The 23,370-nt window shown below is 70.5% G+C and carries 24 protein-coding genes and 2 pseudogenes; 9 read left to right on the top strand and 17 right to left on the bottom strand.

Annotated features, from left to right (window positions below):
• The first annotated feature begins 113 nt into the window (after positions 1-113).
• Positions 114-1,343, top strand: a complete 1,230-nt coding sequence (locus ACIQBL_RS20330) for an acyl-CoA dehydrogenase family protein (protein WP_401943673.1) — start codon at positions 114-116, stop codon at positions 1,341-1,343.
• Between the two features lie 62 nt (positions 1,344-1,405).
• Here ACIQBL_RS20330 and ACIQBL_RS20325 read toward each other — a convergent pair whose 3' ends face one another.
• The 3 genes from ACIQBL_RS20325 to ACIQBL_RS20315 are packed head-to-tail and all read right to left on the bottom strand — an operon-like array spanning position 1,406 to position 4,221.
• Entirely contained in the window at positions 1,406-1,927 is a 522-nt protein-coding gene (locus ACIQBL_RS20325; RefSeq protein WP_401943671.1) for a cupin domain-containing protein, read from the bottom strand.
• A 7-nt stretch (positions 1,928-1,934) separates the two neighbouring features.
• Positions 1,935-3,149: a cytochrome P450 gene (locus tag ACIQBL_RS20320; RefSeq protein WP_401943669.1), complete on the bottom strand. Its 1,215-nt coding sequence runs from the start codon at positions 3,147-3,149 to the stop codon at positions 1,935-1,937.
• A 7-nt stretch (positions 3,150-3,156) separates the two neighbouring features.
• Positions 3,157-4,221: a type III polyketide synthase gene (locus ACIQBL_RS20315; RefSeq protein WP_401943666.1), complete on the bottom strand. Its 1,065-nt coding sequence runs from the start codon at positions 4,219-4,221 to the stop codon at positions 3,157-3,159.
• A 182-nt stretch (positions 4,222-4,403) separates the two neighbouring features.
• Here ACIQBL_RS20315 and ACIQBL_RS20310 point away from each other — a divergent pair, with 182 nt between their 5' ends.
• Positions 4,404-4,997: a transcriptional regulator gene (locus tag ACIQBL_RS20310; RefSeq protein ID WP_401943664.1), complete on the top strand. Its 594-nt coding sequence runs from the start codon at positions 4,404-4,406 to the stop codon at positions 4,995-4,997.
• A gap of 74 nt (positions 4,998-5,071) precedes the next feature.
• Here ACIQBL_RS20310 and ACIQBL_RS20305 read toward each other — a convergent pair whose 3' ends face one another.
• From ACIQBL_RS20305 to ACIQBL_RS20285, 5 genes are all read right to left on the bottom strand, one after another.
• Positions 5,072-5,308: a DUF6213 family protein gene (locus ACIQBL_RS20305; RefSeq protein ID WP_317880821.1), complete on the bottom strand. Its 237-nt coding sequence runs from the start codon at positions 5,306-5,308 to the stop codon at positions 5,072-5,074.
• A gap of 25 nt (positions 5,309-5,333) precedes the next feature.
• Positions 5,334-6,719, bottom strand: coding sequence for an NADP-dependent succinic semialdehyde dehydrogenase (locus tag ACIQBL_RS20300; RefSeq protein ID WP_401943661.1), 1,386 nt, complete (start codon positions 6,717-6,719; stop codon positions 5,334-5,336).
• Positions 6,720-6,793: 74 nt separating this feature from the next.
• On the bottom strand, positions 6,794-7,264 hold the full coding sequence (locus tag ACIQBL_RS20295) for an NUDIX domain-containing protein (protein WP_401943658.1): 471 nt from the start codon (positions 7,262-7,264) through the stop codon (positions 6,794-6,796).
• A complete protein-coding gene (locus tag ACIQBL_RS20290; protein WP_401943655.1) occupies positions 7,261-8,799 on the bottom strand; it encodes an ATP-dependent DNA ligase in 1,539 nt (512 codons plus the stop codon). The genes ACIQBL_RS20295 and ACIQBL_RS20290 overlap by 4 nt, the downstream gene beginning before the upstream one ends.
• A 43-nt stretch (positions 8,800-8,842) precedes the next feature.
• Complete coding sequence (locus ACIQBL_RS20285; protein WP_401943653.1) at positions 8,843-9,766, bottom strand: NAD(P)/FAD-dependent oxidoreductase; 924 nt, start codon at positions 9,764-9,766, stop codon at positions 8,843-8,845.
• A 78-nt stretch (positions 9,767-9,844) separates the two neighbouring features.
• On the opposite strand from ACIQBL_RS20285, the gene ACIQBL_RS20280 reads away from it, so the two are divergent.
• The 6 genes from ACIQBL_RS20280 to ACIQBL_RS20255 all read left to right on the top strand — a co-directional run bounded on the left by ACIQBL_RS20280 (position 9,845) and on the right by ACIQBL_RS20255 (position 15,258).
• Complete coding sequence (locus tag ACIQBL_RS20280; protein WP_401943650.1) at positions 9,845-10,426, top strand: helix-turn-helix domain-containing protein; 582 nt, start codon at positions 9,845-9,847, stop codon at positions 10,424-10,426.
• 213 nt (positions 10,427-10,639) lie between these two features.
• Entirely contained in the window at positions 10,640-11,632 is a 993-nt protein-coding gene (locus tag ACIQBL_RS20275; RefSeq protein WP_401943647.1) for an NADPH:quinone oxidoreductase family protein, read from the top strand.
• The gene (locus ACIQBL_RS20270; RefSeq protein WP_401943645.1) at positions 11,629-12,813 is read left to right on the top strand and encodes an acyl-CoA dehydrogenase family protein; all 1,185 of its coding nucleotides are present in this window, start codon (positions 11,629-11,631) and stop codon (positions 12,811-12,813) included. Before ACIQBL_RS20275 ends, ACIQBL_RS20270 begins: the two co-directional genes overlap by 4 nt.
• Positions 12,810-13,883, top strand: coding sequence for an acyl-CoA dehydrogenase family protein (locus ACIQBL_RS20265; RefSeq protein ID WP_401943642.1), 1,074 nt, complete (start codon positions 12,810-12,812; stop codon positions 13,881-13,883). The genes ACIQBL_RS20270 and ACIQBL_RS20265 overlap by 4 nt, the downstream gene beginning before the upstream one ends.
• Before the next feature lie 191 nt (positions 13,884-14,074).
• A complete protein-coding gene (locus tag ACIQBL_RS20260) occupies positions 14,075-14,938 on the top strand; it encodes a phosphatidylinositol-specific phospholipase C/glycerophosphodiester phosphodiesterase family protein (protein WP_401943639.1) in 864 nt (287 codons plus the stop codon).
• A gap of 125 nt (positions 14,939-15,063) precedes the next feature.
• Positions 15,064-15,258: a hypothetical protein gene (locus tag ACIQBL_RS20255; protein WP_019070900.1), complete on the top strand. Its 195-nt coding sequence runs from the start codon at positions 15,064-15,066 to the stop codon at positions 15,256-15,258.
• Between the two features lie 2 nt (positions 15,259-15,260).
• Here ACIQBL_RS20255 and ACIQBL_RS20250 read toward each other — a convergent pair whose 3' ends face one another.
• The 6 genes and pseudogenes from ACIQBL_RS20250 to ACIQBL_RS20225 form a co-directional block, all read right to left on the bottom strand.
• Entirely contained in the window at positions 15,261-16,412 is a 1,152-nt protein-coding gene (locus tag ACIQBL_RS20250) for a phosphodiester glycosidase family protein (RefSeq protein ID WP_401944039.1), read from the bottom strand.
• A gap of 225 nt (positions 16,413-16,637) precedes the next feature.
• Positions 16,638-16,997 carry a DUF779 domain-containing protein gene (locus ACIQBL_RS20245; protein WP_401943636.1) on the bottom strand — a complete coding sequence of 120 codons (360 nt, stop codon included), beginning with the start codon at positions 16,995-16,997 and terminating at the stop codon, positions 16,638-16,640.
• Between the two features lie 99 nt (positions 16,998-17,096).
• Entirely contained in the window at positions 17,097-17,384 is a 288-nt protein-coding gene (locus tag ACIQBL_RS20240) for a hypothetical protein (protein ID WP_401943634.1), read from the bottom strand.
• Positions 17,381-18,280, bottom strand: a complete 900-nt coding sequence (locus ACIQBL_RS20235) for a hypothetical protein (RefSeq protein WP_401943631.1) — start codon at positions 18,278-18,280, stop codon at positions 17,381-17,383. The genes ACIQBL_RS20240 and ACIQBL_RS20235 overlap by 4 nt, the downstream gene beginning before the upstream one ends.
• A gap of 60 nt (positions 18,281-18,340) precedes the next feature.
• The gene (locus ACIQBL_RS20230; protein WP_401943628.1) at positions 18,341-19,546 is read right to left on the bottom strand and encodes an ABC transporter permease; all 1,206 of its coding nucleotides are present in this window, start codon (positions 19,544-19,546) and stop codon (positions 18,341-18,343) included.
• Positions 19,543-19,758: pseudogene (locus ACIQBL_RS20225) on the bottom strand (ABC transporter ATP-binding protein); the annotation flags it as partial. The gene ACIQBL_RS20230 and the pseudogene ACIQBL_RS20225, both read right to left, overlap by 4 nt.
• Between ACIQBL_RS20225 and ACIQBL_RS20220 the strand changes: the two are divergent.
• Positions 19,753-20,079: pseudogene (locus tag ACIQBL_RS20220) on the top strand (response regulator transcription factor); the annotation flags it as partial. The pseudogenes ACIQBL_RS20225 and ACIQBL_RS20220 overlap by 6 nt on opposite strands.
• A 33-nt stretch (positions 20,080-20,112) precedes the next feature.
• On the opposite strand, the gene ACIQBL_RS20215 reads toward ACIQBL_RS20220, so the two are convergent.
• From ACIQBL_RS20215 to ACIQBL_RS20205, 3 genes are all read right to left on the bottom strand, one after another.
• The gene (locus ACIQBL_RS20215) at positions 20,113-21,297 is read right to left on the bottom strand and encodes a serine/threonine-protein kinase (RefSeq protein WP_401944037.1); all 1,185 of its coding nucleotides are present in this window, start codon (positions 21,295-21,297) and stop codon (positions 20,113-20,115) included.
• A gap of 298 nt (positions 21,298-21,595) precedes the next feature.
• Positions 21,596-22,447, bottom strand: a complete 852-nt coding sequence (locus ACIQBL_RS20210) for an oxaloacetate decarboxylase (protein ID WP_401943626.1) — start codon at positions 22,445-22,447, stop codon at positions 21,596-21,598.
• A 132-nt stretch (positions 22,448-22,579) separates the two neighbouring features.
• Positions 22,580-23,257 carry a GNAT family N-acetyltransferase gene (locus ACIQBL_RS20205; RefSeq protein ID WP_401943623.1) on the bottom strand — a complete coding sequence of 226 codons (678 nt, stop codon included), beginning with the start codon at positions 23,255-23,257 and terminating at the stop codon, positions 22,580-22,582.
• Between the last annotated feature and the right edge of the window lie 113 nt (positions 23,258-23,370).

Below are 23,370 nucleotides of genomic sequence, written 5' to 3'. Positions count from 1 at the left end.
CCACACACCTCGAACGGGCTGCCGAGAGGTCATGGGGAGTTGACTTTCCTACCCGTCGGTAACAGACTCTGTCGTTACCGCAAGTAACATGCTAGTGCGCCGCTGGAGGAGTCATGGCCGAGTTCACCATGGAACTCAACGACGAACAGAAGGAGGTGCGGGACTGGCTGCACGGCTTCGCCGCCGACGTCATCCGCCCCGCCGCCGCCGAATGGGACGAGCGTGAGGAGACTCCCTGGCCGGTCATCCAGGAGGCCGCGAAGGTCGGCATCTACTCCCTGGACTTCTACGCCCAGCAGTACTTCGACCCCACCGGCCTCGGCATCCCGATGGCCATGGAGGAACTCTTCTGGGGCGACGCGGGCATAGCCCTCTCCATAGTCGGCACCGGTCTCGCCGCGGTCGGCGTCCTCGCCAACGGCACCGAGGAGCAGATCGGCACCTGGATTCCCCAGATGTACGGCGACGCCAACGACGTCAAGGTCGCAGCCTTCTGCTCCTCCGAGCCCGACGCCGGTTCCGACGTGGCCTCCATGCGCACGCGTGCCGTGTACGACGAGGCCAAGGACGAGTGGGTGCTCAACGGCACCAAGACCTGGGCGACCAACGGCGGTATCGCCAACGTCCACGTCGTCGTCGCGGTCGTCGACGCGGACCTCGGCTCCAAGGGCCACGCCTCCTTCATCGTCCCGTCGGGCACGCCGGGCCTGTCCCAGGGGCAGAAGTTCAAGAAGCACGGCATCCGCGCCTCGCACACCGCCGAGGTCGTCCTGGAGGACGCGCGCATCCCCGGTTCCTGCCTGCTCGGCGGCAAGGAGAAGCTCGACGAGCGCCTCGCCCGCGCCCGTGAGCGCGCGAAGGCAGGCGGCGGCGAGCGGGTGAAGAACGCGGCGATGGCGACGTTCGAGGCGAGCCGCCCCGCGGTGGGCGCCATGGCGGTCGGCACCGCGCGGGCTGCCTACGAGGTCGCCCTCGACTACGCGATGACCCGCGAGCAGTTCGGCCGCCCGATCATCGACAACCAGGGTGTCGCCTTCCAGCTCGCCGACATGCGTACGTCCATCGACGCGGCCCGGCTGCTGGTGTGGCGCGCGTCCTGGATGGCCGTCAATGGCAAGCAGTTCACGGCGGCCGAGGGCTCGATGTCGAAGCTGTTCGCGAGTGAGACGGCGAAGAAGGTCACGGGCCAGGCCATTCAGATCCTGGGCGGCAACGGCTACACCCGTGAGTATCCGGTCGAGCGCATGCACCGTGACGCGGCGATCTACACGATCTTCGAGGGCACGAGTGAGATCCAACGTCTGGTGATCGCGAGGACGTTGTCGGGGATGCCTATTCGTTGAGTCTCGGGTGCGGGCCCGGTGGGAACTGCGCGACCAGCCCCCACCGGCCGGTAGACGAACAACTACCGGTGTTTGAGAGGCGTCAACTGCTCGATGTCATAACGCGCCCTGAGCTCCTCGATAGCCGCATGATCCGGCGGCCCCCCACCCCCGAGGATCTCCAACAGCTCCTCGAAATACCGCTCGTGGTCCGGCGGCGGAGACGCCTGGAAGAACATCTTCGCCGGCGTCTCCGTCGGGTTCGCGAACGCGTGCGGACAACCGGGCGGTACGACGATCACCGTGCCCGGTGTCGCCCGCACCACCCGACTGCCCGAACTCGCCTCCCAGCGCTGCCAGTTGTCCGGTGTCCGGATGCGCGGCTCGAAGGCGAGGACGTCCAGCTCGCCTTCGAGCACGTAGAACAACTCCTCGCTACGGGTGTGCACATGGGCCCCGACGTCGAACCCCGGCGGCACCACGACCTCGAAGGTGGACGCGGTCCGCGAGTGCGAGCCGGTCACCTTGAACGTCACGTGCTGCGCCGGCGTCTGTACGATCCGGCCGTGCCCCGGCGGCACGAGCAGCCCCTCCGTCGCCGTCATCGGCACCTCACCACGTCACGGGCAGTGCCTCGGGCCCGCGGATCAACGCGCCCTTCTTGAACGGCACTTGATCGGCCGGAACCGCGAGCCTCAGCCCCGGCAGCCGGTCCAGCAGCGCGTCCACCAGCAGCTCGGACTCCAGCCTCGCCAGCATGTTGCCGGGACAGAAGTGCGGGCCGAAACCGAAGGAGACGTGCGGGTTCGGACTGCGCGAGAAGTCGATACGGTCCGGGTCCGGGAACACGTCCGGGTCCCTGTTCGCGGCCAGGTACGACACGTACACCGGGTCGCCCGCCCGCATCCGTACGCCGCGGATCTCCACGTCCTCCATGGCGATCCGGGACAGCCCGACCGCGTTGCGGTGCGGGATGTAGCGCAGCAGTTCGTCGATGGCCTGGGGTCTCGACTCCGGTTCGGCGCGCAGCCGTTCGACGAGATCCGGGCGGGTCAGCAGCAGGTAGAACATCTGCCCGCTGTTGTTGGTGACCGCCTCGCCGCCGATCTGGAGCAGCACCGCGAGCCCGACGGCCTCCTCCAGCGTGATCTCCTCCCGGCCCACGGCGGCACCGAGCAGCGAGGCGACGTCCTCACCGTCACTGCCCTCCCGCAGACCGATCAGGTCGCCGAAGTAGGCGCCCATCTCCTCCTTGGCCCTCTCGCTGACCTTGGCGCCGTGCGAGGAGGACAGAATGAGCTGCGTCCAGGTGTGCATGCCGTGCCGGTCGGCGGCCGGCACTCCCATCAACTCGCAGATCACCGCGATCGGGAAGGGGCTCAGCACGGTCTCGGTGAGATCGGTGGGCGGCCCGTCCTGGAGCAGCTCGTCGACCAACTCGTCGAGCAGCAGCCGGGACTGCTCCCGCACCCGCTCCACCCCGCGCGCCGTGAACGCCGGGGCGACCGAGCGCCGTAGCCGGGTGTGGTCCGGCGGATCCAGGAAGCCGACCGCGCCACGGGCCGGGATGAAGTGCGGGGCGAGCCGGGTCACCGGCTGGTCCATCACCGCCTCGCGGCTGAACCGGGGATCGTTGGCGACCATCCGCACGTCGTCGTGCCGGGTGACCAGCCACGCCCAGCCCTCGCCGTTGGGCAGTTTGATCCGGTTGACCGGACCCTCCCGCATCAGCTTGGCGAGGACCGGGTCGAAGTCCACCCCGGTCAGATCGAGGGCCGGCCAGGGCCGGACCGGGGGCAGGGTCTCGGTGAGCGTCTCTTCAGTCATGCCGGACTCAAGCCGTCTCTCGGTCGTCGCGGTGCCAGCGGCCCAGGGCCATCTCGGCGGTGATACCGGGTCCGAACCCGGCGAGCAGTCCACGCGCCCGGTGCTCGGCGCCGCCCTCGTCGAAGAGCCGGCGCAGCGCGTCCAGCACGACGGCGCTGGCGATGTTGCCGTACTCGGTGAGGGTGGCCCGGCTGAACCGGAACGCGTGCGGGTCGACCTGCAGGAACTTGCTCAGGTCGTCGAGTATGCGGGGCCCGCCCGCGTGGACTATGTAGAAGTCCAGGTCGGCGGCGTCCCAGCCGTGCAGCCCCGCGAGGTCCTGGAGCGCCGGGGCGAGGGGCTCCATGGTGGCCGGCACCCGCTTGTCCAGCAGGAAGTGGAACCCGGTGGCCCGGACGTCGTACATGATCCACTCTTCGGTCTTGGGGATCAGGTACGACCCGTTGCGTTCGAGTTGGATGCCCGTGCCGCCCCGCCCGCGCACCACGGCGGCGGCAATGCCGTCGCCGAACAGCCCGTTGGAGAGCAGGGAGCCGATGCCGAGGTCGGTCGGCTGGTAGCACAGCGAGCAGAACTCGCAGGCGACGATGAGCGCGTTGGCGTCCGGGTAGGCCGTGCAGAAGTCGTGCGCCCGGTTGATGGCCGCACCGCCGGCCGCGCAGCCCAGCTGGGCGATGGGGATCTGGCGGGTGGTGGACTCGAAGGCCATCTCGTTGATCAGCCAGGCCGTGAGCGAGGGCATCATGAAGCCCGTGCACGACACGTAGATGATCACGTCGATGTCGGTGGTGAGAAGCTCGGCCTCGTCGAGCGCGCGCTGCACGACCGCCGGGACCCGGGCCTTCGCCTCGGCCGTGTAGATCTTGTTGCGGTCCTCGAACCCCGGGTGCTTCAGGGTCTCCTCGATGGGCTGCACGATGTGCCGGGTACGCACACCGGTGTTCTCGATCAGCCGGAGGGCCAGCGGCAGGTTGGGGTGGTCCGCGTGACGGGAGCGCGCCAGCTCCAGCGTCTCCTCCATCGTGATCACGTACTCGGGAACCGACACCGAGGGCTTGCACAAAGTCGCCATGAACCGTCCCTGCTTTCGCCTTCCGGAAGGCCTTCGCCCGCCGGTCAGAAGGTGGTTCACCTCAGAGGGTGGTGTCCCCACGATCACCCTTGAGGGCGACGATCTCTCGGTGGACTACTCCAATTCAGGGACCCTGTGTAAAGGTCGGATCAGTATCCGGACCCCGGCTGAAGAAGGACGCGATGACCACCAACCCTTTGGTAGCCCGAATCGAGGCCGGCACCGCACCCCGGGAAACCCTCGCAACCCTGGCCCTGGAACAACACCGGGTGATCCCGGCCGACCGCCGCGCTTTCCTGCATCTGGCGCAACGCAGGACGGCAACTCCCGAGGCGGCCGACTTCTTCGAGTTCCTGGCGGAGGGGGAGGCGATGGCGGGGGAGCGGCTGACCGCCTTCGCGGAGGCGTGCGGAGTGGACGAGATCCGGTTGCGGACCTATGAGCCGTTGCCCGGCTGCCAGGCCTATCCGGCGTACGTCGCGTGGCTGGCCCTCAACGCGGAACCGACGGACGTGGTAACGGCGTTGACATCCAACTTCGCGGAATGGGGCGGCTATTGCGCGACAATCGCGGGCGCGCTGCGCCGGCACTACGGCTTCGCGGAGGGGGCCTGTGGCTTCTTCGATTTCTTCGCACAGCCATCGCCGGAGCTGGATGAGAAGGCGGCGGCAGCGGTGGGGAGGGAACGGGCGAACGAGCGGCTGGTGAACACGTACAGCACCATGCTCAAGCATTACGAGGCGATGTTCTGGACCACGCTAGGGGAAGTTTCCTAGGGGCGCGGGGCTGTGTCGATTTGCGGCTCCGCCGCGTGGGCGCGACAAGCCACGACGCACCCGCACTCGGCGAACTACGACGACCCCCCACTGCTGTGCGCGATACACGCAACGTCGATCCGATCGGCAAGCTTCGCAAGCTCGATCGTCAACGCAGCCACCGTGTCCTCATCAAGCCCCTCCTCCCCGGCCTCGACAAGGTGCAGCCACCTCCCACCCACGGTACGGAGAAGCTTGCTCACATCGGCCGCAGCCACCTGCAAGGTCCCGCGGTCGTCGACGATCAGAGGCAGAGTCACTTCGCGGTTCACACAGGGGATCGTAGCCGCGGAACGCTCACGCTCCGTGCCATACCGTGGTGATGTTGCAGAACTCGCGGATTCCGTGCCCGGACAACTCCCGCCCGTACCCGGACCGCTTCACCCCGCCGAACGGGAACGCCGGATGCGACGCGGTCATCCCGTTGACGAACACCCCGCCGGCCTCCAGATCCCGTACGAAACGGTCGACCTCGGCGTCGTCCCGCGTCCACACGTTCGAACTCAGCCCGAACGGCGTGTCGTTGGCGATCAGTACGGCCTCGTCGAGGTCGGCGACCCGGTACAGCGTGGCGACGGGCCCGAACGCCTCCTCGCGGTGGATGCGCATCTCGCGGGTGATGTCGGTGAGGACGGTCGGCGGGTAGTACCAGCCGTCCCCGTCGGGCCGCTCGCCACCGCACAGCACGGTCGCCCCGCTCTCCACGGCGTCGTCGACGAGCTCCTCCAGATCGCTGCGGCCCTGCTCGCTCGCGACCGGACCGACCTCGGTCTCCTCCTTCAGCGGGTCGCCGACCCTCAGCGCCTTCATGCCCGCCACGAAGCGCTCGGTGAACGCGTCGAAGACATCCGTGTGCACGAGGAACCGCTTGGCGGCGATGCACGACTGCCCGTTGTTCTGCACCCGCGCCGTCACCGCGATCGCCGCGGCCCGTTCGACGTCGGCGGACGGCATGACGATGTACGGGTCGCTGCCGCCGAGTTCGAGCACCGTCTTCTTGACCATGTCCCCGGCGACGGACGCGACCGCCCGCCCCGCCGGCTCGCTGCCGGTGAGGGTGGCCGCCTTCACCCGCTCGTCGCGCAGGATCTCCGCGATCGCGCCCGAACCGACGAGGAGGGTCTGGAAGGCGCCCTCCGGGAAGCCCGCGCGGTGGAACAGGTCCTCCAGATAGAGCGCGGTCTGCGGGACGTTCGACGCGTGCTTGAGCAGGCCTACGTTGCCCGCCATCAGCGCGGGTGCCGCGAAGCGGATCACCTGCCAGAGCGGGAAGTTCCACGGCATCACCGCGAGCACGGGCCCGAGCGGCCGGTAGCGGACCAGGGCGCGCGAGGCACCGGAGTCCTTCACGTCGGCCGCGGCGGGCAGTTCGTCGGCGAGCAGTTCCTGCGCGTGGTCGGCGTACCAGCGCATCGACTTCGCGCACTTCGCGGCCTCCGCGCGGGCCTGCTTCACCGGCTTGCCCATCTCGGTGGTCATGATCCGGCCGATGTCCCGCTGGTCCTCGTCGAGCAGGTCGGCGGCCCGGTGCATGAGCCGGGCGCGTTCGGCGAAGGCGGACGTGCGGTAGGTGCGGAACGTGGCCTCCGCGAGTTGGAGCCGGCGCTCGATCTCCTCGTCACCCATGGCCTCGTACGTCTTGAGTGTCTCGCCGTTGGCCGGGTTGACCGTCGCGATGGGCATGGCTGACCTCCTGGAGCGGGCTGTGCTTCGACCTTCCCGCGTGGTGGGGACGGCCGCAACGTATGCGCGTCTGCTCAGTCCGAGTGCTCCGCCAGCCGGTCCAGAAACGTGGCCTGCGCCGAGACGATGACCGCCCGCGCCCGTTCGAGGCCGAACCACTCGACCCGGTCCAGCTCCGGGAACTCCTGGACCTGCCCGGACTTCGGCGGCCACTCCATCCGGAAGGTGCCGGGCACCATGGTCGCCGGGTCCAGATCGGCCTCGATCGCCCACGCGGTGACGACCTTCCCGTTGGTCTGCCGCACCTCGCCGAGCGCGATCGCCTCTCCCTCGGGCGGCGCGAGCCCCAGCTCCTCCTGGAACTCGCGCCGGGCCGCGTCCCAGGCGGGTTCGTCCGGCTCGTACTCACCCTTGGGCACACCCCATGCCCCGGCGTCCCGCCGAGCGAAGAACGGGCCACCCATATGGCCGAGCAACACCTCCAGACCGTGATCGGTGTGCCGGAACAACAGCAGTCCGGCGCTCCGTTTCCCGTTCCCGCTCACGGCTTCACCTCCGGGTGCGCGGCCAGCAGCGTCTCCACGGTGTCGGCTTCCTCCGCCCGCTTGTCCTCGCGATAGCGCACGACCCGGGCGAAGCGGAGAGTGACGCCGGCCGGATAGCGGGTGGACCTCTGCAGACCGTCGTACGCGATCTCCACGACCAGTTCGGGCCGTACGGTCACCACGTGGCCGTCGCTCTCCACGGCCAGCTCCTGGAGGCGCTCGGTCTGCCAGGTCAGCACGGCGTCGGTCATGCCCTTGAAGGTCTTGCCGAGCATCGCGAAGGAGCCGTCGGGGTTGCGGGCGCCGAGGTGGAGGTTCGAGAGCTTGCCGGTGCGGCGGCCGTGGCCCCACTCGGCGGCCAGGACGACCAGGTCGAGGGTGTGGACGGGCTTCACCTTCAGCCAGGAGGCGCCCCGCCGGCCCGCGCTGTAGGGGGCGTCGAGGCCCTTGACCACGACCCCCTCGTGGCCGCGCTCCAAGGTCTCGGCGAGGAAGGCCTCCGCTGCGGGGACGTCCTCCGGGCCGGACACGAGGGTGCGGCGGACGCGCATCGGTTCCGGCACCAACTGGGCCAGTTCCGCGTGCCGTTCGGCGAACGGCAGATCGAGCAGGTCGCGGCCGTCGACGGACAGCGCGTCGAAGAACACGGGGGAGACAGGCACGGTCTCGGCGGCCGTGCCCACGTCCACCCGGGAGCCGACCCGGCCGGCCGTCTCCTGGAAGGAGCGCGGCCGTCCGTCCGCGTCGAAGGAGATGACCTCACCGTCCAGGACGAACCGCTCGCCTCTCAACTCCAGGGCGGCGGCGGTGAGTTCGGGCAGGCGGTCGGTGATGTCGTCGAGGGTGCGGGTGTAGAGCCGTACGACGTCGCCGTCGCGGTGGACCTGGACGCGGATGCCGTCGAGCTTCTCCTCGACCGCGCAGACGCCCAGCTTCTCCACCGCCTCCGCGACGGAGGGGGCGCTGTGCGCGAGCATCGGCAGGACCGGGCGGCCCACAGTCAGCCGGAAGCGGTCGAGGGAGGCGGGGCCCTCGGCGAGCAGGGCCTCGGCCACCGCCTGGAGCGAACCGGCCAGCATGACCGCCCGCCGTACGTCCGTGGAGGGTGCGCCGGTCGCCTCGGCGAGGCCTTCGACCGCGACCGCGTCCAGGGCGCCCTGCCGGACCTCGCCCGTGATCAGGCCGAACAGGAAGCGCTGCTCGTCGGCGGTGGCCGCGCCCATCAACTCGCCCACGAGACGGGCGCGTTCGGCCTGTGAGCCGGTGCCCGACACCTTGCCGAGGGCGGTGAGGCGGGCATCCACCTCGCGCACGGTCAGGGTGGGTTCCGGGGCCGGGGCGACCGGTTGGCTCAGCACCTTCCAGCCGATGCCGAGCCGGCCCTGGGGCAGGCGGCCCGCGAGATACGGGATGACGATCGGGACGTCGTCCGCCTCCGCGTCCCGGAAGAGCTCCGCGAGCAGAGCGATCTTCCGGGACCGCGCCGAGGTGGCGGCGACCTCCTGGGACACCTGCGCGAGCCGGGTCAGCAGCATGCAGCCATCGTGCAACGGAGGCGGGCGGTCTACACCCGGGCGGCTACGACAGGATGTCGGCGTCGAGGTCGGCCATGAGGAGCTCCCCGTTGATGGTGGCGCCCGCGCGGTAACCGGCGGAGGCCGCGTTCACGACCTGCTCTCCGAAGCCCATCGCGTTGCCGACCGCCCACACCCCGGGCACGGTCGTCTGGCCCGTCGGATCGACCACGGGGTACGCGCCGAACGGGGTCTCCTGCATTTCGGCGCCCAGCTTCTCCAGGAGGCCGGTCTGCGGAATCGGACGGGGCGCGACGAACACGGCCTCGCGGGGGTGCGTGGTGCCGTCCGCCAGGCGGACGCCGGTGAGTCGGTCGTCGTCGACGACCAGTTCCACGACTTCACCGGGCACTACGGCGACCCCGGCGGCGGCCAGCCTGCGCAGGTCGTCGTCCGTCAGCTCCGACTCGGCGACCGTGTGCAGGAACAGGGTCACGTCCTTGGACCACTGCGAGACGATCAGCGCCTGGTGCACGCTCATCGGCGTCGTCGCGAGCACGCCGAACGCCTGGTCGCGGACCTCCCAGCCGTGGCAGTACGGACAGTGGATCACGTCCCGGCCGAAGCGCTCGGCGACTCCGGGGACGGTGGGCAGCTCGTCCTTGAGACCGGTGGCGATGACGAGCCGCCGGGCACGGACGGTCTCCCCGCCGGCGAGCGTGACCGCGAAGCCGCTGGTGACGTCCACGACCCGGTCCCGGACCAGGTCGACGCCGTAGCGCCCGATCTCCTCGCGGCCGAGCGCCTGGAACTCGGCGGGGGACATGCCGTCCCGGGACAGATAGCCCTGCATGTGCGCGGCGGGCGCGTTGCGCGGCTCGCCCGCGTCCACGACCAGCTTGCGGCGCCGGGACCGGCCCAGCACCAGCGCGGCGGAGAGCCCGGCAGCGCCCCCGCCGATGACGATCACTTCGTATGTGTCGGTCACGGTGACCACCTCCACTCAGAAGGTCGCCCCGGTCCGGCCGTATTGACAAACGCGTTTGCCGAAACTGCAATAACGGACATGAGCGACGACACGGACGAGATCCTGGCGGAGGTCGGCCCGCGGCTGCGACGGATCCGGAAGGAGCGGGGCGCGACCCTCGCCGGGCTGTCGGAGACGACCGGCATCTCGGTGAGCACGCTGTCCCGGCTGGAGTCCGGGCTGCGCAAGCCCAGCCTGGAACTGCTGCTGCCGATCGCACGGGCCCATCAGGTGCCGTTGGACGAACTGGTGGGGACGCAGGCGGTGAGTGATCCACGGGTGCGGTCCGAGCCCATCCAGCGGCACGGGCGCACCTACTGGCCGCTCACCCGCCAGCCGGGCGGACCCCAGGCCTTCAAGGTGCTGGTGCCCCAGGGGCAGGAGGAACCCGATCCGCGGACGCACGAGGGCTACGAGTGGCTGTACGTGATGTCCGGGCGGCTGCGGCTCGTGCTCGCCGAGCACGACGTCGTGCTCGCGACCGGGGAGGCCGTCGAGTTCGACACGCGCGTGCCGCACTGGTTCGGGTCGACGGGGGAGGGGCCGGCGGAGTTCCTGAGCCTGTTCGGCCCGCAGGGGGAGAAGATGCATGTAAGGGCCAGGCCGAAGCGGGGCCAGTAAAAGACGTCGCCCACTGGAGCGCCCCTTCAGGGGCGCGGGGCTGTGTCGATTTGCGGCTCCGCCGCGTGGGCGCGCCCAGCCCCCACCGGCCCGCGCTCAAAGAGCTGTACGCACCCCCGGACCGTGACGAACCCGACGGTTCCCCGAATCGCAAGCGACCGCTTAGTATGCAACCGACCCCGGTCAGACAGAGCAGTCCCGTGGAGGCCCCGCATGCAGGCATGGCAAGTGCACCAGAACGGCGAGCCGAGTGAGGCGATGCGCCTGGAGGAAGTGCAGCAGCCGACACCCGGCGACGGCCAGGTCCTGCTCAAGGTGCGCGCCGCGAACATCAACTTCCCGGACGTCCTGATGTGCCGAGGCCACTACCAGGTCAGGCCCCCGCTCCCGTTCACCCCCGGCGTGGAGATCTGCGGCGAGACCGAGGACGGCCGCCGCGTGATCGCCAACCCCGCGCTGCCGTACGGCGGTTTCGCCGAGTTCGCCGTCGCGGACGCCGCCGGACTGCTGCCCGCCCCCGAGTCGCTGGACGACGCGGAGACGGCCGCGCTCCACATCGGTTACCAGACGGGCTGGTTCGGCCTTCACCGGCGCGCCCGCCTGGAGGCCGGCGAGACCCTGCTCGTCCATGCCGCCGCCGGAGGGGTCGGCAGCGCGGCCGTACAACTCGGCAAGGCCGCCGGTGCCACCGTCATCGGTGTCGTCGGCGGTGCCGAAAAGGCGGTCGTGGCACGGGAGTTGGGCTGCGACGTCGTGATCGACCGGCGTACCGAGGACGTCGTCGCGGCCGTCAAGGAGGCCACCGGCGGGCGCGGCGCGGACGTGATCTACGACCCGGTCGGCGGCGACGCCTACACACAGTCCACGAAGGTCGTCGCCTTCGAGGGCCGGATCGTGGTCGTGGGCTTCGCGAGCGGCACCATCCCGAGCCCGTCGCTCAACCACGCCCTCGTGAAGAACTACGCGATCCTGGGCCTGCATTGGGGCCTGTACGCCACCAAGAACCCGAAGCTGATCCTGCACTGCCACGAGCAGCTCACCGACCTGGCCGCCCGGGGTGTCATCAAGCCCCTGGTGAGCGAGCGCGTGCCGCTGAGCGGGGCGGCCGACGCCGTGCAGCGGGTCGCCGACGGCGTCACGACCGGCCGGGTCACCATCGTGCCGTCGCTGGAGAACCCGTCGTTGGAGAACGGAGCCGCCGCATGACGATCGACGCAACTGAACTCAGGCGTCTCACGGCCGAGTTGCTGGCCGCGCACCCGCCCCTGGAGACCGACCGCCTCGACTTCCTCAAGGCCCGCTTCGACTCGGGGCTGGCCTGGGTCCACTATCCCGAAGGCCTCGGCGGACTCGGTGCCCCGCGCGCCCTCCAGGCCGTCGTGGACGCCGAGTTGGAGGCCGCGGGCGCCCCCGACAACGACCCCCGCCGGATCGGCATCGGCCTCGGCATGGCCGCCCCGACGATCCTGAGGTACGGCACGGAGGAGCAGAAGCAGCAGTTCCTGCGGCCCCTCTGGGTCGGCGAGGAGGTCTGGTGCCAGCTCTTCAGCGAGCCGGGCGCCGGGTCCGACCTGGCCGCGCTCGGCACCCGGGCCGTCCGTGAGGGCGAGGACTGGATCGTCAACGGGCAGAAGGTGTGGACGTCCAGCGCCCACCTCGCCCGCTGGGCCATCCTCATCGCGCGCACCGACCCGGACGTGCCCAAGCACGCGGGCATCACCTACTTCGTCTGCGACATGACCGACCCCGGTGTCGACGTCCGCCCGCTGCGCCAGATCACCGGCGAGGCCGAGTTCAACGAGGTCTTCCTCACCGACGTCCGCATCCCCGACGCCCACCGCCTCGGCGAGGTCGGCGACGGCTGGCGGGTCGCGCAGACCACGCTGATGAACGAGCGCGTCTCCATCGGCGGCATGCGCATCCCCCGCGAGGGCGGCATGATCGGCCCGATCAGCGAAACCTGGCGCACGCGACCGGAGTTGCGCACCCACGACCTCCACCAGCGCCTCCTCAAGCTCTGGGTGGAGGCCGAGGTCGCCCGGCTCTCCGGTGAGCGGCTGCGCCAGCAGCTCGTGGCGGGCCAGCCCGGCCACGAGGGCTCCGGCATGAAGCTCTCCTTCGCCCGCCTCAACCAGGAGATCAGCGGCCTGGAGGTCGAACTCCGGGGCGAGGAAGGCCTGTTGTACGACGACTGGACCATGCGCCGCCCGGAACTGGTGGACTTCACCGGCCGCGACGCCGGCTACCGCTACCTCCGCTCCAAGGGCAACAGCATCGAGGGCGGGACCAGCGAGGTCCTGCTGAACATCGTCGCCGAGCGCGTCCTGGGCCTCCCGGCCGAGCCGCGCACCGACAAGGACGTCGCCTGGAAGGACCTCGCCCGATGACGGATCTGCTCTACTCGGAGGAGGAAGAGGCGCTGCGCGCCGCCGTCCGGGACCTGCTCACCGACCACTGCGACGCGGCGAGTGTCATCACGCGCACCGAGTCGGACGCCCCGCACGACCTGTCCCTGTGGAAGTCCCTCACCGAGGGTATGGGCCTCGCCGGACTCCTGGTGCCCGAGGCGCAGGGCGGCCAGGGCGCCACCCACCGCGAAGTCGCCGTCGTGCTGGAGGAGTTGGGCCGCGCGGTCGCTCCCGTGCCGTACCTCACGAGTGCGGTCGTGGCCACCGAGGCGCTGCTCGCGTGCGACGCGGACGACCTCCTCGCCGAACTGGCCTCCGGCCGGCGGATCGGCGCCCTCGCCGTGTCCCTGAGCGTCGCACCGGGCAGCTCCTACAAGGCCGTGCGGCACGAAAACGGCTCCCTGTACGGGGAGTTGACCGGGATCGCGGACGCGTCCGCCGCCGATGTGCTGCTGGTGCCGGGCGAGGACGGCGGGCTGTACGCCGTCGACGCGGGCGCCGTGACCGTCGTACCGCAGGTGTCCCTGGACCTGACGCGGCCGTTGGCGCGTGTGGTGTTCGACGGGGCAGCGGGGCGCCGGATCGGCGACGCCGAGCCCGCCGTACGACGCGCCCTGCGGGCCGGTGCCGGGCTGCTCGCGTCCGAGCAACTCGGGCTCGCCGACTGGACGTTGACCGAGACGGTCCGGTACCTGAAGGAGCGCAAGCAGTTCAACCGGCCCGTCGGCGGGTTCCAGGCGCTCAAGCACCGGCTCGCGCAGCTGTGGCTGGAGGTCGTCAGCCTGCGGGCCGCCGCGCGCAACGCGGCCGACGCCCTCGCGACCGGCGAGGACACCGACGTGGCGGTCGCCGTCGCACAGGCCTACGCGGCGGCCGTCGCCGTCCACGCGGCCGAGGAGGCCGTCCAGTTGCACGGTGGCATCGGCATGACGTGGGAGCACCCGGCCCACCTCTACCTGAAGCGGGCCAAGGCCGACTCGATCGCCTACGGCACGGCGGGCGCCCACCGCGAGGCACTGGCCGAACTGGTCGACCTGCAAGCGCCCTGAGCGCCCTGAGCGCCATGAGGTGAAGCCTGCGGAAAGCCCGTCCCACCTGGGGCGGGCTTTTCCGTGCGCCCCCGCCGAAGGAGTGAACAAGCGAGGGCGGTCCGGCCAACTCCTGGCATGTACAGGTTCGTTGGAGTCCCGGCAGCCTCATACTCCCTGTGGTTCGAACCCGCCCCACAGGGAGGAACACCATGGCCCACATCACCCGCCGCAGAGCCCTCACCGCGCTCGGCACCACGCTCGCGGCCGTCCTCGCCCCGCCCGCCGGCAGCGCGTTCGCCGGCGAACAAGGGCACCGTCCACGGCCGTTGTGGCGCGCCCACGCCCACAACGACTACGAGCATCCCCGCCCGCTCTTCGACGCCCTCGACCACCGCTTCGGCAGCGTCGAGGCCGACATCTTCCTCGTCGGCGACCAACTCCTCATCGGTCACGACACCTCCGAACTCGACCCGAGCCGCACGCTCGAATCCCTCTACCTCGACCCGCTCGCCGCCCTCGTGAAGGCCAACCACGGCTCGGTGCACCGGGGTTGGCGCAAGCCGCTCCAGCTCCTGATCGACATCAAGACCGAGGGCTCCTCGACCTACCTCGAACTCGACCGCCATCTCCTGCGCTACAAGCACCTGTTCACGACCTACGCCCACGGACGCGTCCACCCGGGCGCGATCACCAACGTGATCTCCGGCGACCGCGCGGCCCGTATCCCCATGGAGGCGCAGACCGTGCGCCGCGCCTTCTACGACGGCCGGCTCACCGATCTCGGCAGCTCCGCGCCCGCCTCCTTCATCTCGCTCATCAGCGACAACTGGGCGCTCAACTTCACCTGGCTCGGCGACGGCGCCTTCCCCGACGCCGAACGGCAGAAGCTGCGCTCCATCGTCCGGCAGGCACACGGGGCCGGGCAGACCGTACGGTTCTGGAACACCCCGGACCTGGCGGGCCCGGCCCGGGACGCGCTGTGGGGCGAACTGCTCGCCGCCGGTGTGGACTTCCTCAACACCGACGACCTCGCCGGTCTGGAAGCGTTCCTGGACGCCCACCGCACGGCGTGAGACCGCACGGCGTGACACCACACGTTCGGGGGACACGTCAGTAGCCCGGATGAACCCTCCGCTACGCCACACTTGCGGCCGAACGCCGTGAATCAGACATGGCGGCGTGGCGGAGGAGGGTGACGATGGCCATTTCCATCTCTGTGGTGCTGCTGCTGTTGATCCTTGCGGTGATCTTCATGCGCAGCGGCGGGCTGAAGGTCTCCCATGCGCTGGTCTGCGCACTGCTCGGGTTCTTCATGGCCAGTACCAGCATGGCGCCCACGATCCACAGCGGCCTCACGGCCACCGCGGATCTGGTGAGCGGCCTGCATCCGTGAGGTCAGCCGGTCGAGAAGATCCCGACACCGTTCGGTACGGGCCGTTCGGCGCCGCCGCTGGGATGGTTCCGTACCGTGACGGCGCCCGCGCCGGACGCGCGGGTGACCAGGGTCGTCGAACCGCCGCCGTCCAGGCTGAAGGCGTCGACCGAGCCCAGTTTCCGCATCTGGGCGGCGACTTCGGCGATCGTCAGGCCGCTGCGGTACGCGACCGCGCCGTCCGTCGCGAACAGCAGCAGGCGGTGGCCGCTGTTGGCGATCCCCACGGCGGTGCGCACGGCCGAGGTCGTGTTGTCGAGGCCGGCCGGCGGCTGTCCGCCGCGCAGGACCGGGTAGCCGCCGAGAGCGAAGCGGTACGGGACCCCGGACCGCGATGCCACCAGCCGGTGCTGCACGCGTACCGGCTCGCCCCTGACCAGCTTCCGCAGCCGCTGCGCACCCGTCTCCCGGCCGACGAGCACGGTGGTGCCGGCGGCGATGGCACCGCTGCCGGGGGTGGTGGAGGACGACACGACCCGGCCGCCGCGAATGGTCACTTCATATGTGTTCGCACTACAGGCGGCGGCCCGGTTCGTGTCCGTGCCACATGTGGCCCGCACCCGGGAGACACTGCCCCACTGTGTGGTGAACGCACCGATGGAGTTCTCCGGCAGGGCGTACTGATTGAACCCGCCGAGTGTCAGCCGTCCGTGCGGGGTGCGGATCGTCCCGCTGAGGGTGAGGCTGTCCAGCCGGGCCACCCGGTCGACACCCACGCCGAGCACGTTCCGGGTGTTCGTACCGGGCGGCGGCGCGGGCCCGAAACGCTGGCCGTCCGGCACCGCGGCCTTGAGCGCGACACCGGACGCGATCGCCGGTCCGTCGGTGGAGCCGGTGGCCGCGACGCCCGGGTGCTGGGTCTCGGTGATGTTGAAGAAGTCACCGTTGACACCCGCGACGGCGCCCACCGAGTCGGCCAGCCGGGAGACGGGCTCCCGGGCCGCGACCGCACCCGGATACAGCAGGTTGACGCGCACATGGGCGTTGCGCAGATCGACGACGACCACATGGGCGTGGGTCACCCCCTTGGCCGCCGAGATGTCGAACTGCTCGTAGGTGACACCCGGCGCGAGCCGGGTGACGCCCTGCACGGCGCCGGCCGGTGCCGCCCCCAGCAGGGCCGCACCGGCCAGCGCGCCGAATGCCGTGAGAGACGCGAGTACCGATCTTCCCGCGCCCGCACGCTCCGTTCTTCTGAAACTCTCAGCTCGGAAACTCTCAGCTCTGAAACGGTCTGCTCTGAAACGCTTTTGACGGTGCGTCACAGTGCCCCCTGATGTCTCGTCAACTCTCCCAGGACTCAGGGGAAGTGCATCAGAGGACGGTGGCCGGCGGGGCTCCTAGGCGCCGACTACACGAGAACGGGTGAGAAAACGCACCCCCTCGGGTGCTTCCAGCGAGAAACCACTGCCCCGGCCCGCTACGACGTCCACGATCAGGCGCGTGTGACTCCACACCTCGTTCTGGCTGCGCGAGATCCAGAACGTCACGGGCTCCGGCACGCCCTCGACCACCAGTTCGGCGAGCAGCACGTCCGAGCCGCCGGTGCGGAACTCGCCCTCCGGGTAGCACATGGGCGCACTGCCGTCGCAGCAGCCGCCGGACTGATGGAACATCAGCGGGCCGTGCTGGGCGTGCAGTTGACGCAGCAGGTCGGCCGCGGCGGGGGTGAGTTCGACGCGCGGGGTGTTTTCGTCCATGTCAACCGTCCCCAGAAAGCCGGATGTCGGTGGCCCATCGCAGCACACGCAAGGTTGCGAGAGGGTTGCGTGGCATTTCGGTGTCCGTGGTCGGCCCGCCTATTCGGCGCGGAGCGCGGTCGCGGTGCGGATGCGCGCCGCCCAGCCGGCCGGGAGCAGGGAACCGAGGACGGCGACGGCGACACCGGCGAGCCCGAGCAGGACCAGGTCCCGGGCGTCGTAGACATCGATGACGGACTCGGGCAGCCGCAGGTCCGCCGTGTGGCCCATCGCGGGGAGCACAGCGCCGTGCACGGCCAGGCCGAGCGGTACGCCGAGGGCGCCGCCCGCGAGTCCGGGCAGGACGACCGAGGTGACGACCATCGTGACCGTCTGCCGGGGTGTCATGCCGAGCGCCTTGTGGATGCCGAGGTCGCGGACACGCTCGTGGGTGTCGAGGACGACCCCGCCCACACACCGAGTGCGGCGACGCACACCAGCAGCAGGGTCAGCAGTGCCGTGAGCGAGTCGAGGAGGGCGGCGGCGTCGCTGCCGCTGGCGTACCTGGCGCTGGTCGCGCTGACCCCCAAGGGCTTCAACTCGGCGTCCAGCGCGGTGACATACGCGTCCGGGTCCGTGCCGGGCTTCAGATCGACGTACTGGGTCGTGGACTTGAGGTCGGGGGCGGCGGACTTGAGCGTGGCCGCGTCGGTGAAGACCGTACGGCCGTCGTTGCTGGTGTCGAACACCTCCCCGACGATCCGAACCCCAACTGCCTTGCCCCGCACGGTGAGTGTGACGGTGTCGCCGACCTTCGTCCCGGTGGCGGTCAGGATCGTACTGGGTACGACGGCCTCGCCCGCCTTCGTGAACCAGCGCCCGCCGACCATCGTGAAACCGCCCCACGAGGCATCGCCCTCGAACGCGGTCGCGGTGACGGCTCCGCTCATCCCCGATACGGCGATCTCCGTGGAGGCGCTGCCGTAGTACGCGCGGGTGCCCGGCTGGGCCGCGATCACCGCGGCCAACGACGAGGACAGACCGGTCGCGAAGGTGACGGCGGCGACGCCGAACAGCACCGCGACGACCATCGCGACCGTACGCGCGGGCCGAGCGAACGGCCGCGCCGGCCCCAGCCCCACCGGCCGCGACAACGGCAGCCGAGCAGCGAGCCGGGCCGCCCGTCGGCCTCGACCTGCGGGCGGGGTGGGTTCGGTTGTCCGCCGGTCTTGGTGGGTGGTGGAGGTGTGCTGGCTGGTCTGTCGGGCGTGGGCTGCTGCCGGGGTGGGCTGGTCCTGGTCCACGGTCGGGGTGCGCCCGGCCGTCCACTGCTTCCGGCCGGCCGCCGGTGTGCGCCTGAACGTTCACCAACCCCGGCCCGCCGCCGGTATGACCCCGATCGTCCACCGACCTCGTCGGCCCGCCGCCGGCATACGCCCGACCGCCAGCGCGTCGACCGTACGCAGCCGTCCGGCTCGCCAGGCGCTCGCGCACGCGGTGAGGGCGACCACGGTCAACACCCCGCCGATCACCGCGACATCGACCCACAGCTCGACGCCGAGCCCGGCCGTGCCGTAGGCGTCCGCTGTCTCGGAGAGGACGGGGACGGCGAGCAGATGACCGATGGCCGTGCCCAGCGCCGCGCCGGCCACAGCGGGGAGCAGGGCCTGGCCCGCGCAGGCCCCTACGACCTGGCCGGGGGTGCAGCCGACGGCCTTGAGGATGCCGATGCGGCGTTGGCCCGTGGCGACCGCGCCCGCGACCACATTGCCGACGATCAGTACCGACATGACCAGGCCCAGCACTCCGAACGCGACCAGGAAGGGCACGAACAGCGCGGTCTCCCGTGTGGCGATCTTCTTCACACCGAGCCAGGACCGGGCACCCGTCAGCGACTTCGCGGGCAGTGTCGCCGTCAACGCGGCGCGGTCCCTGGTCAGTTGGGCCGAGGTGTCGGCGTGGGTGAAGCGGTAGAGCATCTGGTACCCGCCGATCCTGCCGGACGGCGTCAACTTCGCGATCTGTGACGGCAGTACCCAGGCGTCGGCGGTACGGCTCACCGAGCGGGCCAGGCCGACCACCGTCAGTGCCGGACTGCCGGGCAGATCAGGGAAGTCCAGCTTCTGACCGAGCCGTACTCCGGGTCCGGTGCCCGCCGACACGACGATCTCGCCGGGCTTGTCGACCCAACGGCCGTTGGTCACCGCCACGTTGTCGACCCGGGCGTCGGACGTGGCACGCCCGGCGACCGAGAGCGGCGCCCCGCTCTGTCCACCGAACTCCGGCGCGATGGTCACGGTCGGGAACGGGCCGGACGAGTCGGTCACCCCCAACGCCCGCGAGGAGTGGGCGAGTTGGGCTGCCGTGACCCGGCTCGCGTCGAACTGCGCGGTCAGCTGCGCCCCGTGCTGCCGGTCGAAGGCCTTCTCGAACGGCGCCTGCGACGACACGAGCAGCGAACCGCCGAGCACGGACGCGGTCACGGCCAGCATCGTGGCCAGCCCGATCACCAGTGTCTGCACCCGGCGACGGGCCATGCCCGAGCGGATCACCCGGCCCAGCCCGTTCATCGGACGGACTCCGGTTCCGTGCCGACGGCGGTGGCGGTGGCGCAGGAGGTGACGTCGGAGGTGATCCGGCCGTCGACGAGCCGGACCGTGCGTCGCGTGCACGACTCCGCGAGCGCCATGTCGTGCGTGACCACGAGGATCGTCTGGCCGTCGGCGTTCAACTCCCGTAGCAGTCGGCTCACTTCCTCGCCGGACGCGGAGTCCAGCGCGCCGGCGACGCCCTGCTCGCCCCCGCCATCACCCGCCGCCTGGTCGAACGGTTCGCCCGCCGGGTTCCCGAATCTGCCTCCCTCCACCGCGACTTGGCCGCCCTGACACCCCGTGAACTGGATGTCCTACGACTGCTCGCCCAGGGCCGGAGCAACGCGGAACTGGCCACCGGGCTCCACCTCTCCGAGGCCACGGTCAAGACCCACGTCTCCCACATCCTCGCCAAACTCTCCCTCCGCGACCGGGCGCAGGCGGTTGTCGTCGCGTACGAGACGGGACTTGTCAGCCCTGGGGCGCGGCGGGAGGGCGCGGAGCCGCGTTGAGGCCGGGCCCCTTGCCGCCGGGTGGCGGAGAGTTCAGGGCTGAGCGGGTGCCGGGGTGGGGTTCGTGCTGCGGGGCGTGTCCGTCGGTGGTGTGTCCGCCGAGCTGTGGTCGGGGGAGAACCAGGCCAGGCCGACCAGTAGTGCCGCGAGGAAGACCACCACGGCGGCGACGGTTCCCACTGTCCTCGATCGGTGGACGACGGCGCCGCGGGCTCCCGTTCGTTGCCGACGTCGTGTCCGGTGGGACGCCGTGGTGCCGGCGACGGCGGACGGGAAGGCGTACGTGGTCGCGGAGCCGGGAGACGCGTTCGCCTTGGGCTTCACGACCTCGTCCCAGGCGGTCGCGCCTGGTCCCGGCGCGGGGTGCGGTGCGGCGGCGGGGAGGGGCTCGGGACGTCCCCTCCAGGAGCCCGAGGCGAACCACTCGGCCGCCTGACGCGCCGTAGGGCGGTCTTCGGGCCGCTTGGCGAGGAGGCCGAGTAAATAGTTCTCGAAGGCGGGCGGCAGTGTGACGCCGAGCTCCCGGGGCGGTACGGGGGGTGTGTCGAGGTGGTGGTGGAGGACGGCGATGGGACTGCTTGCCCGGAACGGGGGCTGTCCGGTGAGGAGTTGGTAGAGCACGCAGCCGAGCGAGTAGACGTCGGACGGGGGTCCTGCGGGCTGGCCGAGGGCGCGTTCGGGGGCGATGTACAGGCTGGTTCCGACGATCTGGCCGGTCGCGGTGAGCGCGCCGCCGGGGTCGTTCATGAACTGCGCGATGCCGAAGTCGCCTATTTTCAGGGAGCCGTTGGCGTCGAGGAGAAGGTTGCCGGGTTTGATGTCCCGGTGCACGATGCCCTGTTGGTGTGCGGCGGCGAGTCCGGCGGCCGACTCGGCGGCGATGCGCGCCACTTGTTCGGCCGGCAGGGTTCCCGCCCGGGTGAGCACGGCGGCGAGACTGTCGCCCTCGACCAGTTCCATCACCAGGAACAGCCGGCCCTCCTGCTCGCCGAAGTCGACGACACCGACCACATGGGGGTGGCTGAGCCGGCCCGCGGTCTGGGCCTCCAGGCGGAACCGGGCGGCGGCGGTGGGCTCGGAGTTCTGGGCGTGCAGGAGCTTGACGGCCACCGGCCTGCCGGCCATCTCGTCGTACGCCCGCCAGACCTCGCCCATCGCGCCACGCCCGATGGCGATGTTCAGCCGGTACCGGCCCGCTATCAGCACCTGTTCCTTCATCCTCACGCAGTGAGACGACTCGACCGCTGCCGCCCATGTCCCTTTGGGGGGACGGATGTTGGTGGGGATGCCGCAGCCGCCCCAGCTTACTGGCGGCCCGACGGCGACTGACCCCAATCGGGAATCGGCGGCCGGGTAGCGGCGATGGACTGCCCCTGCGGCTGCTGCTCCGCCTCACGTTGGGCGAGGAACGTTCCCGACGGGAAATCGCCCAGAGCGGACGAACGGACGTACGAGGGACGACAGTTGGTGACTGTCGGCCCTCGACGCCGCAGGACGTCGACGAGCTGTTGTGACGTCAGCTGTCGTGAGTGCCCCGCGTTCCCCGGAGGTTGCGGGTGAGCAGTTCGACGGACTGGGGGACGCCGATCCGGTCGTCCCCTCCCGCCGGGAGCCGGCCGTCCGTCGCCTTGAGGTCGGTCAGAGCCTTGTCCATCGCCTCGTGCGCGGCGAAGAGACAGGGGGTGCTGTAGATCGCCACGTCCACACCGAGTTCCGCCAACTCGCCCAGTGACAAACGGGGGGAGCGGCCTCCGGCGATCTGGTTGAACAGCAGGGGCTTGTCACCGATGCTGTCGCGGATCCGGCGGATCGCCTCGACGTCGCGCACGCCGTCCACCAGCACCACATCGGCGTCGGTGGCGGCGAGCGCCTTGGCACGCGTGAGGATCTCGGCGTCGTCGGTGGCGTCGGTCCGCGCGACCACGGTCAGATCGGTTCCGCAGGCCAGCACCCGTTCGAGTTTGTCGAGGTACTCGTCGAGCGGCAGGAGCTGCTTTCCCGCCACATGGCCGCACCGGCGCGGGCGCTTCTGGTCCTCCAGGATCACCCCTGAGGCGCCGGCCTGTTCCAGACGGCGTACGACATGACAGGCCACCTCCGGGTCGCCGTAGCCGTCGTCGATGTCCACCAGGAGGTGGTGGTCGGGGAAGGCCCAGCGGAGCCGTTCCGTGAAGGCCACGATGTCCGGCCAGGCGATGAAGCCGATGTCCGGCAGACCGTAGTAGGACGCCGCGAATCCGAATCCCGAGACGAAGAAACCGTCGTAGTGCTGGGCCGCGATCGACGCCGAGTACATGTCGTACACGCCGATCAGAGGTGTGGTGCGGGGAGTGGCGATCGCGCTGCGCAGTGCGCTGCCATGAGGCATGGAGCAAGTCCTCTTGTTTTTGGCCGGGTTGGCGAGGTGCGCTCGCATAACGATCCACATCTTTTGGGAGTTACGCGGACGTCTCGCGAGCGTCTCGCGGGTGTCCCCTCCGGGGCCCGGCAACCCCAGCGCTCATCCCGGCAGTTGGGGGTCGATCCCGAGGACAGGCAGACAGTCGGCGACGGCGACGAGTTCGATGTCGTCACGCCGCCGCCGGATCCACTCCTCGCGGGTCAGCCGCCAGCACCTGATCTGCGCCCGCTCGCCCCGCCGGGTGTCCCAGGAGACACCGTTCGGCACATACCCCAGGGCCTCCGAGACACGGTTCGAGGCGTGGTTGTCGACGAAGGCGTCGCTGCCCGCCTCACCGGCCCCCATCCCCTCGAAGGCCAGATGCAGCACCGCCTGGCGCATCTCCTTCCCGAACCCGGCGCCGCGCGCGTCGGGGCTGAGCCAGGAGAACGTGCTGACCGTGCCGAACCTGGCGAAGTCGACGCCGATCAGATCCTGCATGCCCACCGGCTCCCCGTCGACGACCACGACGAAGTACAGGCGCCAGGAACCGGCCGAGACCCGGCCCCGCCCGGACCAAATCGCCCGCAGCCAGCGCCACTCGCGTTCCGGGCTGTCCTCGTACAGCGACATCGGATCGTCGAAGGGCCACGGAGGGCTGGTGGCCACCCCTTTGCGCACCGCGGGGACCAGACGTTCCAGGAGCTCGTCCGTCGCCCCCAGCAAGGACAGCCGGGGGGTGTGCACCCGCACGTTCAACGGGGGATACGCGGACAGCGGTGAAGCGGGCGTCGGCATGGGCGCAACCCTAGAAGCGAGTCACCACAGGTGCATCACCTTTTCGGCCTGTGTCAACGGGCCGCCTCGCGACTGGACTTGGGGGCGTGCCGGCCCGGGGTCGGGTCGGCTGG

This window comes from Streptomyces sp. NPDC088350 (assembly GCF_044753545.1).
Classification (GTDB): Bacteria; Actinomycetota; Actinomycetes; order Streptomycetales; family Streptomycetaceae; genus Streptomyces.
Note: the sequence above shows the minus strand (reverse complement) of the source record. Positions and strands in the feature narration are given on the sequence as shown.